The organism is Nocardioides sp. OK12, assembly GCF_024341885.1.
Lineage (GTDB): Bacteria > Actinomycetota > Actinomycetes > Propionibacteriales > Nocardioidaceae > Nocardioides > Nocardioides marinisabuli.
Map to the genome: position 1 here is coordinate 140,713 of NZ_BNET01000003.1, position 14,226 is coordinate 154,938.

Below are 14,226 nucleotides of genomic sequence, written 5' to 3' on the forward strand. Positions count from 1 at the left end.
CCGGGCAGTGTAGGTCGCGTACCAGAATCTGACACACGTTCACCTTGACGGGCGGTGGGGGTCAGGTGGCGCGGGCGTACTCCGCCACGACCACGCCCGAGGCGAAGGTCCGCGCCCGGTCGAGCTCGAAGCCGCGGGCGGCGTACGACGCGCTGAGCACGGGTGCGCCGTCGCCCAGCAGCACCGGGTTGATCTTGAGCACCAGCCGGTCGACCTGGTCGACGAGGGTGCCGGCCAGGTCGCCACCGCCGCACAGCCAGACCCCCACCCCGTCGGCGGCCTTGAGCCGCTCGACCTCGCCGACGGGGTCGTCGGTCAACCGGACCCCGGGCGGCACGTCGGCGTCGAGGTGGCGCCGCGTGACGACGACCTGGTCGAGGTGCGGGTAGGGGTCGTGCACGCCGTGGGGGAAGCCGGAGGCGTAGGTGCGCCACCCCATCACCACGGCGTCGAAGCGGGTCGCGGGCGGGGTGAGGCCCAGGGCGGCCAGCGCCGGGGCGGGCAGGGTGTCGGTCCACTCCTCGAGCACCATGTCGATGTGGTCGCCGGTCACCGGGAAGGCCGAGAAGTCGCCGTCGGGGGCGGCGATGCGTCCGTCGAGCGAGGTGGCGACGTAGTAGGTGAGCTCTCGCACGCCGCCTGTCTACCGGGCCCCCACCGGCACCGCCACCGGATATCGCCGCGGTGGCTACCGTCGGGGCCGTGGACGTGCTGAGCAGGTTGGTCGAGCAGGGCCGGGTGGCCCCGGACTGGGCGGAGGCCCTGGCGCCGGTCGAGGAGCAGGTGGCGCAGGTGCTGGGCCTCCTGCGCGACGAGACGGCCGCGGGGCGGGTCTGGCTGCCGGGCGAGGAGCGGCTCCTGCGGGCCTTCGAGCGGCCGCTGGCGCAGGTGCGGGTGCTCGTGGTGGGCCAGGACCCCTACCCCACGCCGGGGCACCCGGTCGGGCTGTCCTTCTCGGTCGACCCCGACGTGCGCCCGGTGCCGCGCAGCCTGGTCAACGTCTACCGCGAGCTCGAGGCGGACCTCGGGCACCCGCCGCCCGCGCACGGCGACCTCACGGCCTGGGCCGAGCGCGGCGTGATGCTGCTCAACCGGGTGCTGAGCGTGCGGGCCGGGGAGCCCGACTCCCACCGGGGCCGCGGCTGGGAGCAGGTCACCGACCGCGCGGTGCAGGCGCTCGCGGACCGCGGCGGGCCGCTGGTCGCGGTGCTGTGGGGGGCCAGGGCCGGCGCGCTGCGCCGCCACCTCGGTGCGGTGCCGGTGGTCGCCTCCGCCCACCCCTCGCCCCTGTCGGCGCACCGCGGGTTCCTGGGCTCGCGGCCGTTCTCCCAGGTCGACCGCCTGCTGGTCGAGCAGGGCGGCTCCCCCCTCGACTGGGCCCTCCCCGCCGACCCGGCGCAGATCTCGCGCTGACCCGTCGCAGATCTCGCGCCGACCCGTCGCAGATCTCGCGCCGACCCGGCCCGGACTAGCGCACCCGGGTGCGCCGCATCAGCTTCAGGCCCGAGAGCATCTGCTTGACGTAGCCGTCGTAGTCCTGGCCCGGTCGCGGCCCGAGCACCTGCTTCCTGAGCACCGCCAGGTTCTGCACGTCGGTGTACTTCAGCAGGCCCTGGTCGCCGTGCCGGGCGCCGACGCCCGACTGCTTGACCCCGCCCGACGGCGTCCCCTTCGAGGCGTACGCCGTGGCCAGGGAGTCGTTGACGTTGACGTTGCCCGACTCGATGCGGGCCGCGACCGCCTGCGCGCGCTGGAGGTCGCGACCCCACACCGAGGCGTTGAGGCCGTAGTCGGTGTCGTTGGCCAGCGCGACCGCCTCGTCGACGGTGCGGTAGCGGTGCAGGGCCACCACCGGCCCGAAGGTCTCGGTGACGCCGCACTCCATGTCGGTGGTCACGCCCTCGAGCACCGTCGGCTCGAAGAAGGCCGGGCCCAGGTCGGGGCGCGGACGACCGCCGGTCAGCACCCTCGCGCCCTTGGCGACGGCGTCCTCGACGTGCGAGAGCACCCGGTGCATCTGGTCGACCGAGACCAGCGAGCCCACCTCGGGCCCGAAGTCGTACGACGCCCGCACGTCGAGCGCCGCGGCGGCCCGCACGAACTTCTGCTTCAGCTCGTCGTAGCGGGTGTCGGGCAGGTAGATGCGCTCGATGTGCATGCAGATCTGGCCGGTGTTGCCGAAGACGCCGAACATCGTGCTGGCCACCCACTCGTCGGCGTCGACGTCGTCGAGCACGATCTGCGGGTTCTTGCCGCCCAGCTCGAGGCAGGCCCCGATCAGGTTGCGCCCGGCCCGCTCGCCGATGGTGCGCCCGGTGGCGGTGCTGCCGGTGAACATGACGTACGACGCGTTGTCGATGAGGGTGGGCCCCACGTCGGGCCCCTCGCCGCAGACGACCTGGAAGAGCCCGGGCGGCAGCCCGGCCTCCTCGAGCATCGCGACGCCGTGCAGCGGCGAGAGGGCGGTCTTGTTGTCGGGCTTGAGCACGACGGCGTTGCCGGCCATCAGCGCCGGGACCGCGTCGGAGATGCCGGTGGCGAAGGGGAAGTTCCAGGGCGCGATGATCCCGACGACGCCCTTGGGCTGGCGGATCTCGGTCGAGTGCGAGACCACCGGCACCGGGCCGCCGCGCCGCCGGGGGGCCAGCAGCCGCGGGGCCCGCTTGAGGTAGTGGCTCATCACCATCGGGGGGTCGCAGGTCTCCTCGATGGCCATCCGCCGGTTCTTGCCGCTCTCGGCCTGGATCAGGTCGGCGGTGGTGTGGGCCCGGTCGACGAAGAGGTCGTGGGCCCGCTTGAAGACCGCCAGCCGCTCGCGCAGCGGGGTGGCGGCCCAGGCGCGCTGCGCCTCGCGCGCGGTCGCGAAGGCGCGCTCGATGTCGGCGGGCGTCGACTGCGGCAGGTCGACGAGGTGCTCACCGGTGTAGACCTCGGTGAGCTTCCAGGTGCCGCCGGAGGTGGACGGCACGCGCGCCACCAGGCGCTGCAGGAGCTCGTCGGTGAGGACGGCCGGTCGCTGCGGGGCCACGGCTCAGCCCCGTCCGAGCACGAGGTCGGCGCCGCGCTCGCCGATCATGATGGCCGGCGCGTTGGTGTTGCCGCCGGTGATGGACGGCATGATCGAGGCGTCGCAGACGCGCAGGCCCTCCACGCCGCGCACCTTGAGCTCGGGGTCGACGACCGCGAGCTCGTCGACGCCCATCCGGCAGGTGCCCACCCCGTGGTAGACCGAGGTGGCCCGGTTGAGGATCTCCTGGCGCAGCTCGCTGCCGCGCAGGTGCGAGCCGGGGTGGATCTCGCCCTTCACCGCGCCGCGGAAGGCCTTGTTGGCGAAGATCTCGCGGGTGATCTCGGAGCCCTCGACGAGCAGGTCGAGGTCGGCGGGGTCGGCGAGGTACTGCGGGTCGATCAGCGGTGCCGCCGCCGGGTCGGCCGAGGCCAGGCGCAGGGTGCCGCGGCTGCGGGGGTAGATCAGCGTGCTCAGCACGGTCAGGGCCGGTCGCTGGTCGACGTCGTGGCGCACCGGCGCGTCCTGGTTGGGCGAGACGTAGGCCCAGGGCAGCAGGTGCAGCTGGAGGTCGGGGATGCCGCCGGTGGCCTGCGAGGTCTGCAGGAAGGCGACCGCCTCGAAGACGGAGTTGGCCAGGAAGGTCGACCCGGGCCGCAGCACCTCCTTGGCCACCCCCTTGCCGAAGAAGAGGGCGCTGCCGCGCAGGCTCGAGGTGGTGGTGTGGAAGGTCAGGGCGTGGAACATGTGGTCGTGCAGGTTGTCGCCAACCGGGAGGTCGGCGACCACCTCGATGCCCTGGTCGCGCAGGTGCTGGGCGTGCCCGACCCCGGAGAGCATCAGCAGCTGGGCCGAGCCGACGAAGCCGGCGGAGAGGACCACCTCCTTCGCGGCACGGACGGTGCGCGTCGTGCCGTCCTTGTCGCGCACGACCACGCCGGTGGCGCGGCCGCGGTCGATGACGACGCGGGTGGCCAGCACCTGCGACTGCACCTCGAGGTTGGGCGGCGCGAGGTGGTGGATGTAGCCGCGGGCGGAGGAGTAGCGCAGCCCGTCGGCGGCGTTCTGCTGCATCCGCCCCACGCCCTCCTGCGAGGCGCCGTTGTAGTCGTCGAGGACGCGGGCCCCGACGGTGTCGGCGGTGGCCTCGATGAACTGCAGCGACCCCTCCTGGGGTGACTTGTTGCAGGTCACGCGGATGGGGCCGCCCTCGCCGCGGAAGTCGTCGGCGCCGCCCTCGTAGTCCTCCATGCGGCGGTAGGCCCGGTTGACCGAGTCGGCGTCCCAGCCGGTGCAGCCCTCGGCGGCCCAGGAGTCGTAGTTGGCGCGGTTGCCGCGCACGTAGACCATGCCGTTGATCGAGCTCGACCCGCCGAGCACCTTGCCGCGGGGCACCGGCATCCTGCGCTCCAGGATGTGCTTCTGGGGCGTGCTGTAGTAGCCCCAGTCGACGGTGCGCTTGATCTGCGGCACCGCGTGCATCGGGCCGATCATGCCCGGCTTGCGGGTCAGGAACTGCTCGTCGCTCCTGCCGGCCTCGAGCACGATGACGCTCGCGCCCGACTGGGCCAGCCGGCCCGCGATGGTCGCCCCGGAGCTGCCGGAGCCGACCACCACGTAGTCGGCCTCGTTGCTGGGTGCCTGCTTGGCCATCGGAGCCTCCATGCTCGCCGCGGTGCGAGGGAGTCGGTCACCGGCGCGGCGCTCACATACCCTCGGAATGTGTCGGGGCCCACACTAGGGCAACGGTGGAACTTGTTCTAGTTTTCCGGCCGGGTTTTCGCTCCCCGCCCCCGCTCCCCACAATGGCGACGTGCGCATCCTGTCGATCCAGTCCTCGGTCGCCTACGGCCACGTCGGCAACTCCGCCGCCGTCTTCCCGCTCCAGCGCCTGGGGCACGAGGTGTGGCCGGTGCTGACCGTGCACTTCTCCAACCACACCGGGTACGGCGCCTGGCGCGGGCCGCTGCTCGACCCCGCCGACGTGCGCGAGGTGATCGCCGGCATCGAGGACCGCGGCGTGCTCGGCCAGGCCGACGCGGTGCTCTCGGGCTACCAGGGCGACCCGGCCGTCGGCTCGGTCGTCCTCGACACCGTCGCCCGGGTCAAGGAGCTCAACCCCGCCGCGGTCTACTGCTGCGACCCGGTGATGGGCGACGTGGGCCGCGGCATGTTCGTGCGCCCGGGCATCCCCGAGTTCATGCGCGACACCGTCGTGCCGGCCGCCGACGTGATCACCCCCAACCACTTCGAGCTCGACTTCCTCGCCGGGCGCACCACCCGCACCCTCGACGAGGTGCTGGCCGCCGTCGACGTCGTGCGCGAGGGCGGCCCCCGCGACGTGCTGGTGACCAGCGTGCTGCACGACGAGGTCCCCGCCGACCACCTCGAGGTCGTCGCGGTCTCCGACGAGGGCGCCTGGGCGGTCACCACCCCCCTGCTGCCGATCAGCCCCAACGGCTGCGGCGACGTCACGGCGGCGCTCTACCTGGCCCACCTGCGCAGCACCGGCTCGCCCGAGGCGGCCCTCGAGCGCACGACCGCCTCGGTCTTCGGCGTCCTCGAGGCCACCCTGGCCGCCGGCACCCGCGAGATCCAGCTGGTCGCGGCGCAGGAGGCCATCGCGGCCCCGCCCGCCACCTTCACCGCCCGACGCCTGCGCTGAGGCCCGGGCCGTAGAGTTCCGCGTCGTGAGCACCGACGCCCCCGAGCAGGCCGAGCAGTCGGCGCAGGCCGAGGACCGGGTGCCGCTCTCGCGGACGGCCGACGGCCGGGCGGTGCCCTCGGCGCAGGCCCGCGCCCGCGCCCGGGTCGGGCTCGAGGACCCCTTCGTGGGCTGGAGCGCCGCCGTGGGGCTCGGCCTGGTCGCGCTGTTCCTGCGGCTGTGGCGGCTCGGCTCGCCGGCGGAGTTCCAGTTCGACGAGACCTACTACGCCAAGGACGCGTGGTCGCTGGTCAACAACGGCTACGTGCGCGGCTACGTCGACGGCGCCGACGAGCAGATCCTGGACGGCACGGTGCGCGGGCTGTGGCAGGACGACCCGTCGATGATCGTGCACCCCGAGGTCGGCAAGTGGCTGATCGGCCTCGGCGAGAAGCTGGTCGGGATGGACCCCACCGGCTGGCGGGTCTCCTCGGCCGTCGTCGGCGCGCTCATGGTCGTGGTGATGGCGCGCCTGGGCCGCCGCCTCACCGGCTCGACCGGGCTGGGCCTGGTGGCCGGGCTGCTGTTGATGCTCGACGGGCTGCACTTCGTGCTCTCGCGCCTGGCGCTGCTCGACATCTTCCTGGCCTTCTTCATCCTGTGCGCCGTGGCCTGCCTGGTCGCCGACCGCGACTGGTACCGAGCCCGGATGGCGCGCCTGCTGCCCGGCGCTGTCACCGACCCCGCCTCGTGGGGCCCGGTGCGCGCGATGCTGTGGCGCCCGTGGCTGCTGGCCAGCGGGGTGTGCTGGGGCCTGGCGATCGGCACCAAGTGGAACGCGCTCTTCCCGCTGGCCGCCTTCGGGCTGCTGGTGTGGCTGTGGAGCGCCGGCGCCCGCCGCTCCTTCGGCGTACGGCGACCGGTGCTGCGCTCGGTGCTGGCCGACGGGCTGCCCGCCTTCGGCCACCTCGTCGTGGTCGCCCTGGCCGTCTACGTCGCGACCTGGACCGGTTGGATGGTCAACGCCGCGGAGTACGAGCGCTCCCTCTCCTCGACGCAGTACACCCAGTTCACCGGCGCCGGCGAGTGCCAGGACGAGTCGTTCGTGGCGAGCGACCCCGACACCGGCGCCCGCTGGGCGACCGCCGACCAGGCGGACGCCTCGGGCCCGGGCGAGGTGGTGCAGTCGCTGCGCTCGTTGTGGTCCTACCACCGCGACGTCTACGTCTTCCACACCCACTTCCTGGAGTGCTCGACGCACACCTACCAGTCCGACCCGCTCGGCTGGCCGCTGCTCAGCCGCCCGGTCGGCGTCGCCGCCGACACCGGCATCCAGCCCGGCACCCGTGGCTGCGAGGCGCCCGAGGGCAGCGACTGCCTGCGCCAGGTGCTGCTGCTGGGCACCCCCGTGCTGTGGTGGGGCGCCGGCCTGGCGTTGGTGGCCGCGGCGGTGCTGTGGATCGGCGCGCGCGACTGGCGCTACGGCGTGCCCGTCGTGGGTGCGCTGTCGACGTGGCTGCCCTGGCTGCGCTACGACGACCGCCCGATCTTCCTGTTCTACGCGCTGGCCATGCTGCCGTTCCTCGTGCTGGCGGCCACGATGGTCATCGGGCGGCTCGTCGGGCCCTCCCGCGAGCCGAGCACCCGCCGCACCGTGGGCGTGGTCGCGGCCGGCTCGTTCGTGGTGCTGGTGCTGCTGAACTTCGCGTGGTTCTGGCCGGTCTACACCAACGAGCTGCTCACGCACTCGCAGTGGCTCGACCGGATCTGGTTCAGCCGCTGGATCTAGCCCTGGGCCTCGGCCTCGGCCGCCGCGGCGCACTCGTTGGCGAAGCGCACCACGTCGTAGGCGCTGTAGTGCGAGGGGTCGTCGTGGGGTCCCTGCACCGTGCGCACGCTGACGTCGGCACCGAAGCCCTGCAGCGCGGCCGAGAGCCGGCCGGTGTTGGCGTCGTACGGCACGTAGGGGTCGTAGGGGCTGGCCACGAAGCGGAACGTGGTGCCGGTCTGCGCGAGCTTGTACGCCGTGTTCACGGGGTTGCGGTCGCGCGGGTAGGGCCCGCCGCCGTACGCCTTGCGGATGAAGCCGTTGGCACCCGGGACGTTGCCCATGGTGGACATGTCGACCGCGGCCTTCACGCCGTACCAGCACGGCGGGGCCTCCTTGCCGTGCAGCAGCGCGTTGAGGGAGGTGGTGCCGCCCATCGAGGTGCCGAGGTACATCGTCACCTCGGCGCCGCCCTGGCGCTCGGCCCACTCCCAGACCCGGTCGGCGTCGGCGGTCGAGGCGGCGTTGCCCCAGGCCTCGCGGTGGAACATCGAGGAGGCCACCACCCAGCCGTCGCGGCGCAGCGCGTCGAGCCAGGGGCCCTCCATCTTGTCGTTGACGTTGCCGCCCTGGCCGTGGAAGAAGACGACGACGCCCTTGGGCTCGTTGGTCGGCGGCAGGTTGACGCGCACCTTCTGGCCCTCGAGGTTGTCCTCGACCTTCTCGGCCGGGTGCTCCCCGCTCGCCCCGGTGGTGGCCAGCACCAGCAGCACCGCCAGCACCGTCGCGAGCACCATCTGGGTCAGCCTCTTGGCCACGTCTCCCCCTCCTCGGGCCCCCTCCGGGCCCCTCCCACCAGACAACGAGCACGCCCGCGGGGAGTGACGCCCCGCGGATCGTGTCGCAATCGTGACCGCTGGTCGACCGCGTCGCCACTCGGGGGCCGTAGACAGGGTCCGTGCCCCGTCCGTCCCCTCGTGCGCTCGCGGTCGCGGCCCTGGTCGCGCTGCTGGGGCTGGGCGCGCTGGTCGCCTGCCACGAGGACGCCTCCGACCCCTCGGTGGAGTCGCGGGCGCCGTTCGTGCTGCCCGTCGGTTCGCCGACGTACGACGCCCGCTCGCCGGCCTGGGCGGTCGGCCCCGCCCTGCACGTGGGCGACGTCGTGCTCGAGCTCGACCCCGCGCCGACCGCGTTCGTGGTGACCCGCTGGGGCGTGCACTACCTGGCCGAGGGCTCGCTGTGGTCCAGCGACGGCGGTGCCGCGCGCCGCGTCGCGCAGGTCGACGCGACCTCGCTCACCCTCTCCCCCGACGGTCGCCACGTCGGCCTGATGGACGCCGCCCGTGGCCCCCAGGACGAGTCCGGCACCCCCCTGGCCGTGCCGGTGGTGCTCGACGCGCAGACCGGCGAGCAGGTGCTGCGCGTGCCCGCCCCGGTCGCGGCGCAGGAGGACATGGGCGACCTCGAGGACCTCTACGAGGACGCCGAGGTGGGCTTCCTCGGCTTCGACGCCGACGCGGCGTACGCCGCCGACCCGGTCGCGGGGGGCGTGCGCCGGCTGCCGCTCGACGGCTCCGAGCCCACCCTGGTCGACCGCGTGCCGGCACTGGCCGGCGAGCGCGGCACCCCGGTGCGGCTGCGCGAGCTGCCCTCCGACGGCATGCGTGTCGCCGGGCCGGGCGAGCAGTCCACGGCGGAGGGCTGGCTCTCCCCGGGTGGCGACGCGCTGATCGAGGCCGAGCGCAACCGCGGGGTCTGGTACGACGCCACCCTCGGCACGCCCCACCCCGTCGAGGCCGGCGACCGCCACTTCTACCTCGGCGGCTGGGTCGACGACTCGACGTTCTACGGCGCGGCGAGCGCCCGGGGCAGCGCGCTGCGGCCCTCGGGGCGCACCGTCGTGGTGACCTGCACGCTCGGCGAGCGGCGCTGCGAGCGGGTCGGCACGGAGTTCGGGCTGTCGGGGCGCCAGAGCCTGCTCTTCGGCACCGGGCGCCCGGCGCTGCTGTAGCCGCGGGGCGTCCCGGTCGTGGGCTCAGACCCCGTCGGCGGCGACGACCATCCGGTGCCGGGGCGGCTGCGGCACCTGGTGGCCCAGCTCGCCGCCGATGCGGCCGCCGTGCGGGCGCCCGTGGTCGGCGAACTCCTCGCGGGAGTAGACGAGGTGGTGCTCACCGATGTCGAGGCGGGTGCCGGTGCGCAGCAGCGTCGGCGCGGTGACGGGCGCACCGTGCACCCGGCTCAGCCCGGCGACGGCGTGCACGCAGTACTCGTCGTCCTCGTCGTGGACCTCCCGGGCGTGCACGGGCTCCAGACCCGGCAGCACGATGTCGCAGGACGGGTCGGAGCCGATGGTCTGCGTCTCCTCGAGCCAGAAGACCGGCTGCCGCTCGCCGGCCCAGACCTGCTCGCGCACCAGCACGAGACGGGGGCTGCCGCCGCCGGCGGGGTCGTGGGTCGTGCTGACCCGTCGACGTGCCTGCGGGTGCATGGTCGGGAAGGGCGGCCACAGGGTCGCGGGCGGGCTGAGCTCGAGCCCCGGCAGCAGCGGGCCGCGACCGGCGGCGCGCGAGCGGGCCGAGGTCCAGGCGCCCTTGAGGCTACCCAGGCGAATCCGCCGCGAGCGGGTGAGCCGACGCTGCCACCAGGGAGCGCGCACCGCCCCGAGGGTGACCAGGTGCGTCTCGCCCTGCACGACCCGCAGCACGATGTCGCGCGCTGCCAGCTCGTCGGCCACCCGGCGGATCAGCGGCGCGTCGCCGGCCCCGGCGAACGCGCCGGGGTCGTCGACGTCGAGGGTCAGCCTGCTGCCCTCGCCGGTGAGGTGGCCGTGCAGGTCGTCCTGGCCCTCACGGGTCAGGCTGAAGCACAGGTCGGCGGAGACCTGGGTGGGCATCGGTCTACCGCCCCTCGACGGGGGCCACGGGCTCGCCCTTGTCGGTCGTGGTGATCGTGAGGCGGCCGTCGACCTTCCAGGTCGCGCGGGGGGCGCGCGCACCGGTGTCGCGGGGCACCTCGACGGTGATGTCCTCGAACGCGTAGTGGATGGCCGCCTCGCGGCCGGTCAGGAACGTCCACATCCGGCGGCCCAGGTCGGTCCAGTCGACCACCTCGTCGGTGCGGGAGCCGTCCACGGCCTGGGTGCTGGTGTCCTCGGTCGTCGCCATGTCTCCTCCTTCATAGTGAAACAACTTGTTGAAGTTTCCTGACAAGAGTTCAACACAGATGTGACGTCTGCGCAAGAGGCGCCGGGGTGGGAGCCCGACCCGCCGGCACACCCACCACAAAGGGGGCGCCACGACCGGCGGCGGCAGCGCATCATCGACGGATGAGCGAGACACGGCTCGAGACCCCCACGACCACCGCTCGCGCGCGAGTGCTGCCCGCCCTGCGCGAGGTCGCGCTGCTGGCCGCGCTGTACCTGGGCTACACCGCCTCGCGCCTGCTGGCCGCCGACGACCTCGCGGCCGCGCGACGCGTCGCGGACCACCTGTTCGAGGTCGAGCGGGTCCTGGGCATCGCGATCGAGCCCGTCCTCAACGGCTGGACCGCCACCTCCGTGGTCGTCGGCGTCGCCGCGTCGTACTGGTACACGGTCACCCACTACGCCGTCACCGCACTGGTGCTGCTGGGCACCTGGCTGTGGCGCCCGGAGGCCTACCGGACCGCCCGCACCGTGCTCGTCGCCGCCACCCTGACCGCGCTGGCGTGCTACCTGGTGGTGCCGGTCGCTCCCCCACGCCTGGTGCCGGGGTACGTCGACGTGCTGGCGCAGACCGCCGCCTGGGGGTGGTGGGGCGAGAGCGCCTCGGCCCCCCGCGGCCTCGGGTCGATGACCAACCAGCTCGCCGCGATGCCCTCGATGCACGTCGGCTGGGCGGTCTGGGTCGCCCTCACCCTCTCCCGCGCCGTCCCCACCCGCTGGCGCCCCGCGGTCTGGGCCTACCCCCTCCTCACCACCCTCGTGGTGGTGATGACCGGCAACCACTGGCTGCTCGACGCCGTCGCCGGCGCCGCCGTCGTGCTGCTCGTCGACCGGCTCGTCCGGGCCCGCCGCGCACCCGCGCGGCGGTGACGCCGAGCCACCGCCGGTCGAGCAGGGAGGAGCGCCAGCGACGACCGTCGTCGAGACCCCGCGAGCACCGCACCCGCCGTACGCCATGGACCCACCGTCGCCGTACGCCGACCCACCGTTGGTCGAGCAGGGAGGAGCGCCAGCGACGACCGTCGTCGAGACCCCGCGAGCACCGAGCTCGCCGTACGCCATGGACCCACCCGGTCTCGACGACGCTCGAGCCTCCGGCCCTCGCTGCTCGACCAACGGAGGCCGACCGAGCAGGGGTCGGGTCAGCGGGTCTGCTCGGCCTCCAGCGCCTCGGTGAGCAGGGCGACGAGCGCCTCGAGCTGGACGTCGGCGGACGAGCCGACCTCCTCGTCGGAGCCGTCGAGCGCCGTGGCCGCCAGGCCGGCCTTGGAGTCGATGAGCTCGGCGATCTTGGTGTCGAGGGTCTGGGCGGCGATCACGCGCCACGCGGTGACCGGCAGCTTCTGGCCGATGCGGTGGATGCGGTCGATGGCCTGGGTCTGCTCGGCGTCGGTCCACGACAGCTCGGCGAGCACCAGGTTGGAGGCCACCTGGAGGTTGAGCCCCACGCCCGCGGCGGAGAGGGAGCAGACCACGACGGCGACGTCGGGGTCCTCCTGGAAGGCCTTGATCGCGGCCTCGCGGGCCTTGGGGGTCTGGTCGCCGCGGATCGAGGTGTAGCGCAGGTCGCGCCGGGCGAAGGTCTCCTCGGCCACGTCCATCACGTCGACGTGCTTGGCGAAGAAGACGACCTTGCCGACGCTGCGCGCCAGCTGGGCGGCGTAGTCGGCGGCGAGGCCGGCCTTGGCCTGGCCGATGCGGCGCATCATCGAGAAGACGTTCTCGCCGTTCTTCGCGGCGGCGGTGTCCTCGCGCTCCCACGTCGCCACGCGGCGCACGAGCTCGTGGTCGATGCCCTCGACGACGACGCCGGAGGTGCGGGTCTCCAGGGCGGAGTGGTAGCGGGCCACGAGGCGGCGGGCCAGCTCGCGCTCGGCGTCGCGGATCGAGCGGCCCAGGGCGTCGTCCAGCTCGACCGGCAGGTCGGCGACCCGGCGGGCCGGGATGTCGGCGGCCACGTCGACCTTGCGGCGGCGCACGATGCCCATGTCGATGACCTTGGCGCGCGCGGCGCCGTAGAACGCGGGCTCGGCCGGGGTCAGCCCGGTCTCCTCGAGCGCGTCCATCAGCTTGCCGAGCGGCTTGCGGTCGTCGATCCAGCCCAGGAACTGCCAGATCGCGCGGAAGTCCTCGAGGTCGTTGATGAGCGGGGTGCCGGTCAACGCCATCAGCAGCGGGTTGGCGGTGCGCGAGCGGATCCGCTCGGAGAGCTGGAGCACGTGCTGGCTGCGCTGGGAGGTCTTGTTCTTGATGAAGTGCGCCTCGTCGACGACCATCCCCTTGAACCCGAGGTCGCCCAGCCAGCCGACGTGGCGGTCGAGGACCTCGTAGTTGACGACGACGATGTCGGCGAAGCCGTCGATGTCGCTGCCGTCGCCGTGGATCACGGTGACCGGGCGGTGCGGGGTCCACAGCCCCGCCTCGCGGGCCCAGTTGGTCTTGACCACGTTGGGCACCACGCACAGCAGCGGGTAGGCGTCGGCGGCCTGCGCGGCGAGCAGCGCCTGCGCGGTCTTGCCGAGGCCGGGCTCGTCGGCCAGCAGGAAGCTGCGGTGCCCGGCGGCGGCCGCGGAGACCAGCTGCGCCTGGTGCGGCATCAGCTGCATGCCCTCGGGGGCGCGGTACGCCGACGGGTCGGGCATCTGCATGCACGCCGGGGCGCCGCCGCCGGCGTACTCGAAGGAGCGGAAGAGCGGGCCGAGCAGCTCCCAGCCGGCCAGCCGGCCGGTGCGGGGGCGGGTCGCCTCGGCGATGCCGAAGTCGGGCACGAGGAAGGGGTTGGAGAGCTGGCGCGAGACCACCGAGGGCGGCACGACGCGCCGGTCGACGGCCGCCTCGGCGCCGGGCTCGGGGGTCGGGGCGGGCTTCTCGACCTCGACCTCGAGACCGGCCGCGCGCTGCATCTCGGCCTTCAGCTCGCGCGCGGAGTGCGAGAAGTCGGCGTCCTCGGCGAGCAGCGCGAGCAGGCTGGTCTCGCGGGTGGAGGTCTTGGCGAGGATGGTCGCGACCCCGTCGAGCCGCTTGAGCTGGGCCGCCTTCTGGCCCTCTGAGGTCTCCTCGTCGGCCTTGATGCGCGCGCGCTCCTCGCGCACGAGGTGGGCCACCACCTGGAACTTGGTGCGCACCGAGGGGCGCACGGCGCCGCGCTGGACCGCGCCCTCGACCTCGCGCACGGCCTTCGCCAGCACGGGGATGATGCCCTCGTTGTCGAGGTCGCGGGTGCGCCGCTGCGCGCGCGGCGCGGTGCGGGCGCCGCCGGATCGACGCTGGCCTCGTTGAGCCACAAGCTCCTCCTCTGGAGTGACACCGGTGCCCTCGCGCGGCGGGGCTGCTCACCACCGTCCGCGGCTGCGTGCACCCGGGCGTGCACCGCCTCGTAGAGCCTGCTGGCGCACACGAGCACGACGCGTCCAGCACGTCCCGGCGGCGACAGCGAGGCGATGGGCGGGACCAGGGATCGTGGAGATGAGCCTCGAGGTCCGTGGGCCCGCGACGACGGCGTCGGTGCCGGGATCGGTGCTGGTCGCAGCCGGATCTGCACCCGGCTGCCCCTCCACGGTACCGCGCGCCCCGACGAGGCGGCGCATCGCCGTGCGGCGCGT

At 73.8% G+C, this 14,226-nt stretch carries 12 protein-coding genes; 5 read left to right on the top strand and 7 right to left on the bottom strand.

Annotated features, from left to right (window positions below; all coding sequences use genetic code 11):
• Nucleotides 1-61: 61 nt before the first annotated feature.
• Nucleotides 62-634, bottom strand: coding sequence for a dihydrofolate reductase family protein (locus tag OCU29_RS07960; protein ID WP_261819475.1), 573 nt, complete (start codon nucleotides 632-634; stop codon nucleotides 62-64).
• A gap of 68 nt (nucleotides 635-702) precedes the next feature.
• Between OCU29_RS07960 and OCU29_RS07965 the strand changes: the two genes are divergently transcribed.
• The gene (locus OCU29_RS07965; RefSeq protein WP_306799011.1) at nucleotides 703-1,413 is read left to right on the top strand and encodes a uracil-DNA glycosylase; all 711 of its coding nucleotides are present in this window, start codon (nucleotides 703-705) and stop codon (nucleotides 1,411-1,413) included.
• Nucleotides 1,414-1,468: 55 nt separating this feature from the next.
• Here OCU29_RS07965 and OCU29_RS07970 read toward each other — a convergent pair whose 3' ends face one another.
• Both OCU29_RS07970 and OCU29_RS07975 read right to left on the bottom strand, forming a co-directional pair.
• Entirely contained in the window at nucleotides 1,469-3,028 is a 1,560-nt protein-coding gene (locus OCU29_RS07970; protein ID WP_261819476.1) for a succinic semialdehyde dehydrogenase, read from the bottom strand.
• A gap of 3 nt (nucleotides 3,029-3,031) precedes the next feature.
• The gene (locus tag OCU29_RS07975) at nucleotides 3,032-4,672 is read right to left on the bottom strand and encodes a GMC family oxidoreductase (RefSeq protein WP_261819477.1); all 1,641 of its coding nucleotides are present in this window, start codon (nucleotides 4,670-4,672) and stop codon (nucleotides 3,032-3,034) included.
• A 148-nt stretch (nucleotides 4,673-4,820) separates the two neighbouring features.
• Between OCU29_RS07975 and pdxY the strand changes: the two genes are divergently transcribed.
• Both pdxY and OCU29_RS07985 read left to right on the top strand, forming a co-directional pair.
• A complete protein-coding gene (gene pdxY, locus OCU29_RS07980) occupies nucleotides 4,821-5,672 on the top strand; it encodes a pyridoxal kinase PdxY (RefSeq protein WP_261819478.1) in 852 nt (283 codons plus the stop codon).
• A 25-nt stretch (nucleotides 5,673-5,697) separates the two neighbouring features.
• On the top strand, nucleotides 5,698-7,440 hold the full coding sequence (locus OCU29_RS07985) for a dolichyl-phosphate-mannose--protein mannosyltransferase (protein ID WP_261819479.1): 1,743 nt from the start codon (nucleotides 5,698-5,700) through the stop codon (nucleotides 7,438-7,440).
• Here OCU29_RS07985 and OCU29_RS07990 read toward each other — a convergent pair.
• Nucleotides 7,437-8,237: a S9 family peptidase gene (locus OCU29_RS07990; protein ID WP_261819480.1), complete on the bottom strand. Its 801-nt coding sequence runs from the start codon at nucleotides 8,235-8,237 to the stop codon at nucleotides 7,437-7,439. The two genes, OCU29_RS07985 and OCU29_RS07990, sit on opposite strands and share 4 nt — an antisense overlap.
• 140 nt (nucleotides 8,238-8,377) lie before the next feature.
• Here OCU29_RS07990 and OCU29_RS07995 point away from each other — a divergent pair, with 140 nt between their 5' ends.
• A complete protein-coding gene (locus OCU29_RS07995; protein ID WP_261819481.1) occupies nucleotides 8,378-9,430 on the top strand; it encodes a hypothetical protein in 1,053 nt (350 codons plus the stop codon).
• Between the two features lie 24 nt (nucleotides 9,431-9,454).
• On the opposite strand, the gene OCU29_RS08000 is transcribed toward OCU29_RS07995, so the two are convergent.
• Both OCU29_RS08000 and OCU29_RS08005 read right to left on the bottom strand, forming a co-directional pair.
• The gene (locus tag OCU29_RS08000; RefSeq protein WP_261819482.1) at nucleotides 9,455-10,315 is read right to left on the bottom strand and encodes an FHA domain-containing protein; all 861 of its coding nucleotides are present in this window, start codon (nucleotides 10,313-10,315) and stop codon (nucleotides 9,455-9,457) included.
• A 4-nt stretch (nucleotides 10,316-10,319) separates the two neighbouring features.
• Entirely contained in the window at nucleotides 10,320-10,586 is a 267-nt protein-coding gene (locus OCU29_RS08005; protein ID WP_179614306.1) for a hypothetical protein, read from the bottom strand.
• A 161-nt stretch (nucleotides 10,587-10,747) separates the two neighbouring features.
• Here OCU29_RS08005 and OCU29_RS08010 point away from each other — a divergent pair, with 161 nt between their 5' ends.
• Entirely contained in the window at nucleotides 10,748-11,494 is a 747-nt protein-coding gene (locus tag OCU29_RS08010; RefSeq protein WP_261819483.1) for a phosphatase PAP2 family protein, read from the top strand.
• A 272-nt stretch (nucleotides 11,495-11,766) separates the two neighbouring features.
• On the opposite strand, the gene OCU29_RS08015 is transcribed toward OCU29_RS08010, so the two are convergent.
• Entirely contained in the window at nucleotides 11,767-13,908 is a 2,142-nt protein-coding gene (locus tag OCU29_RS08015) for a DEAD/DEAH box helicase (RefSeq protein WP_261819484.1), read from the bottom strand.
• Nucleotides 13,909-14,226: the final 318 nt, after the last annotated feature.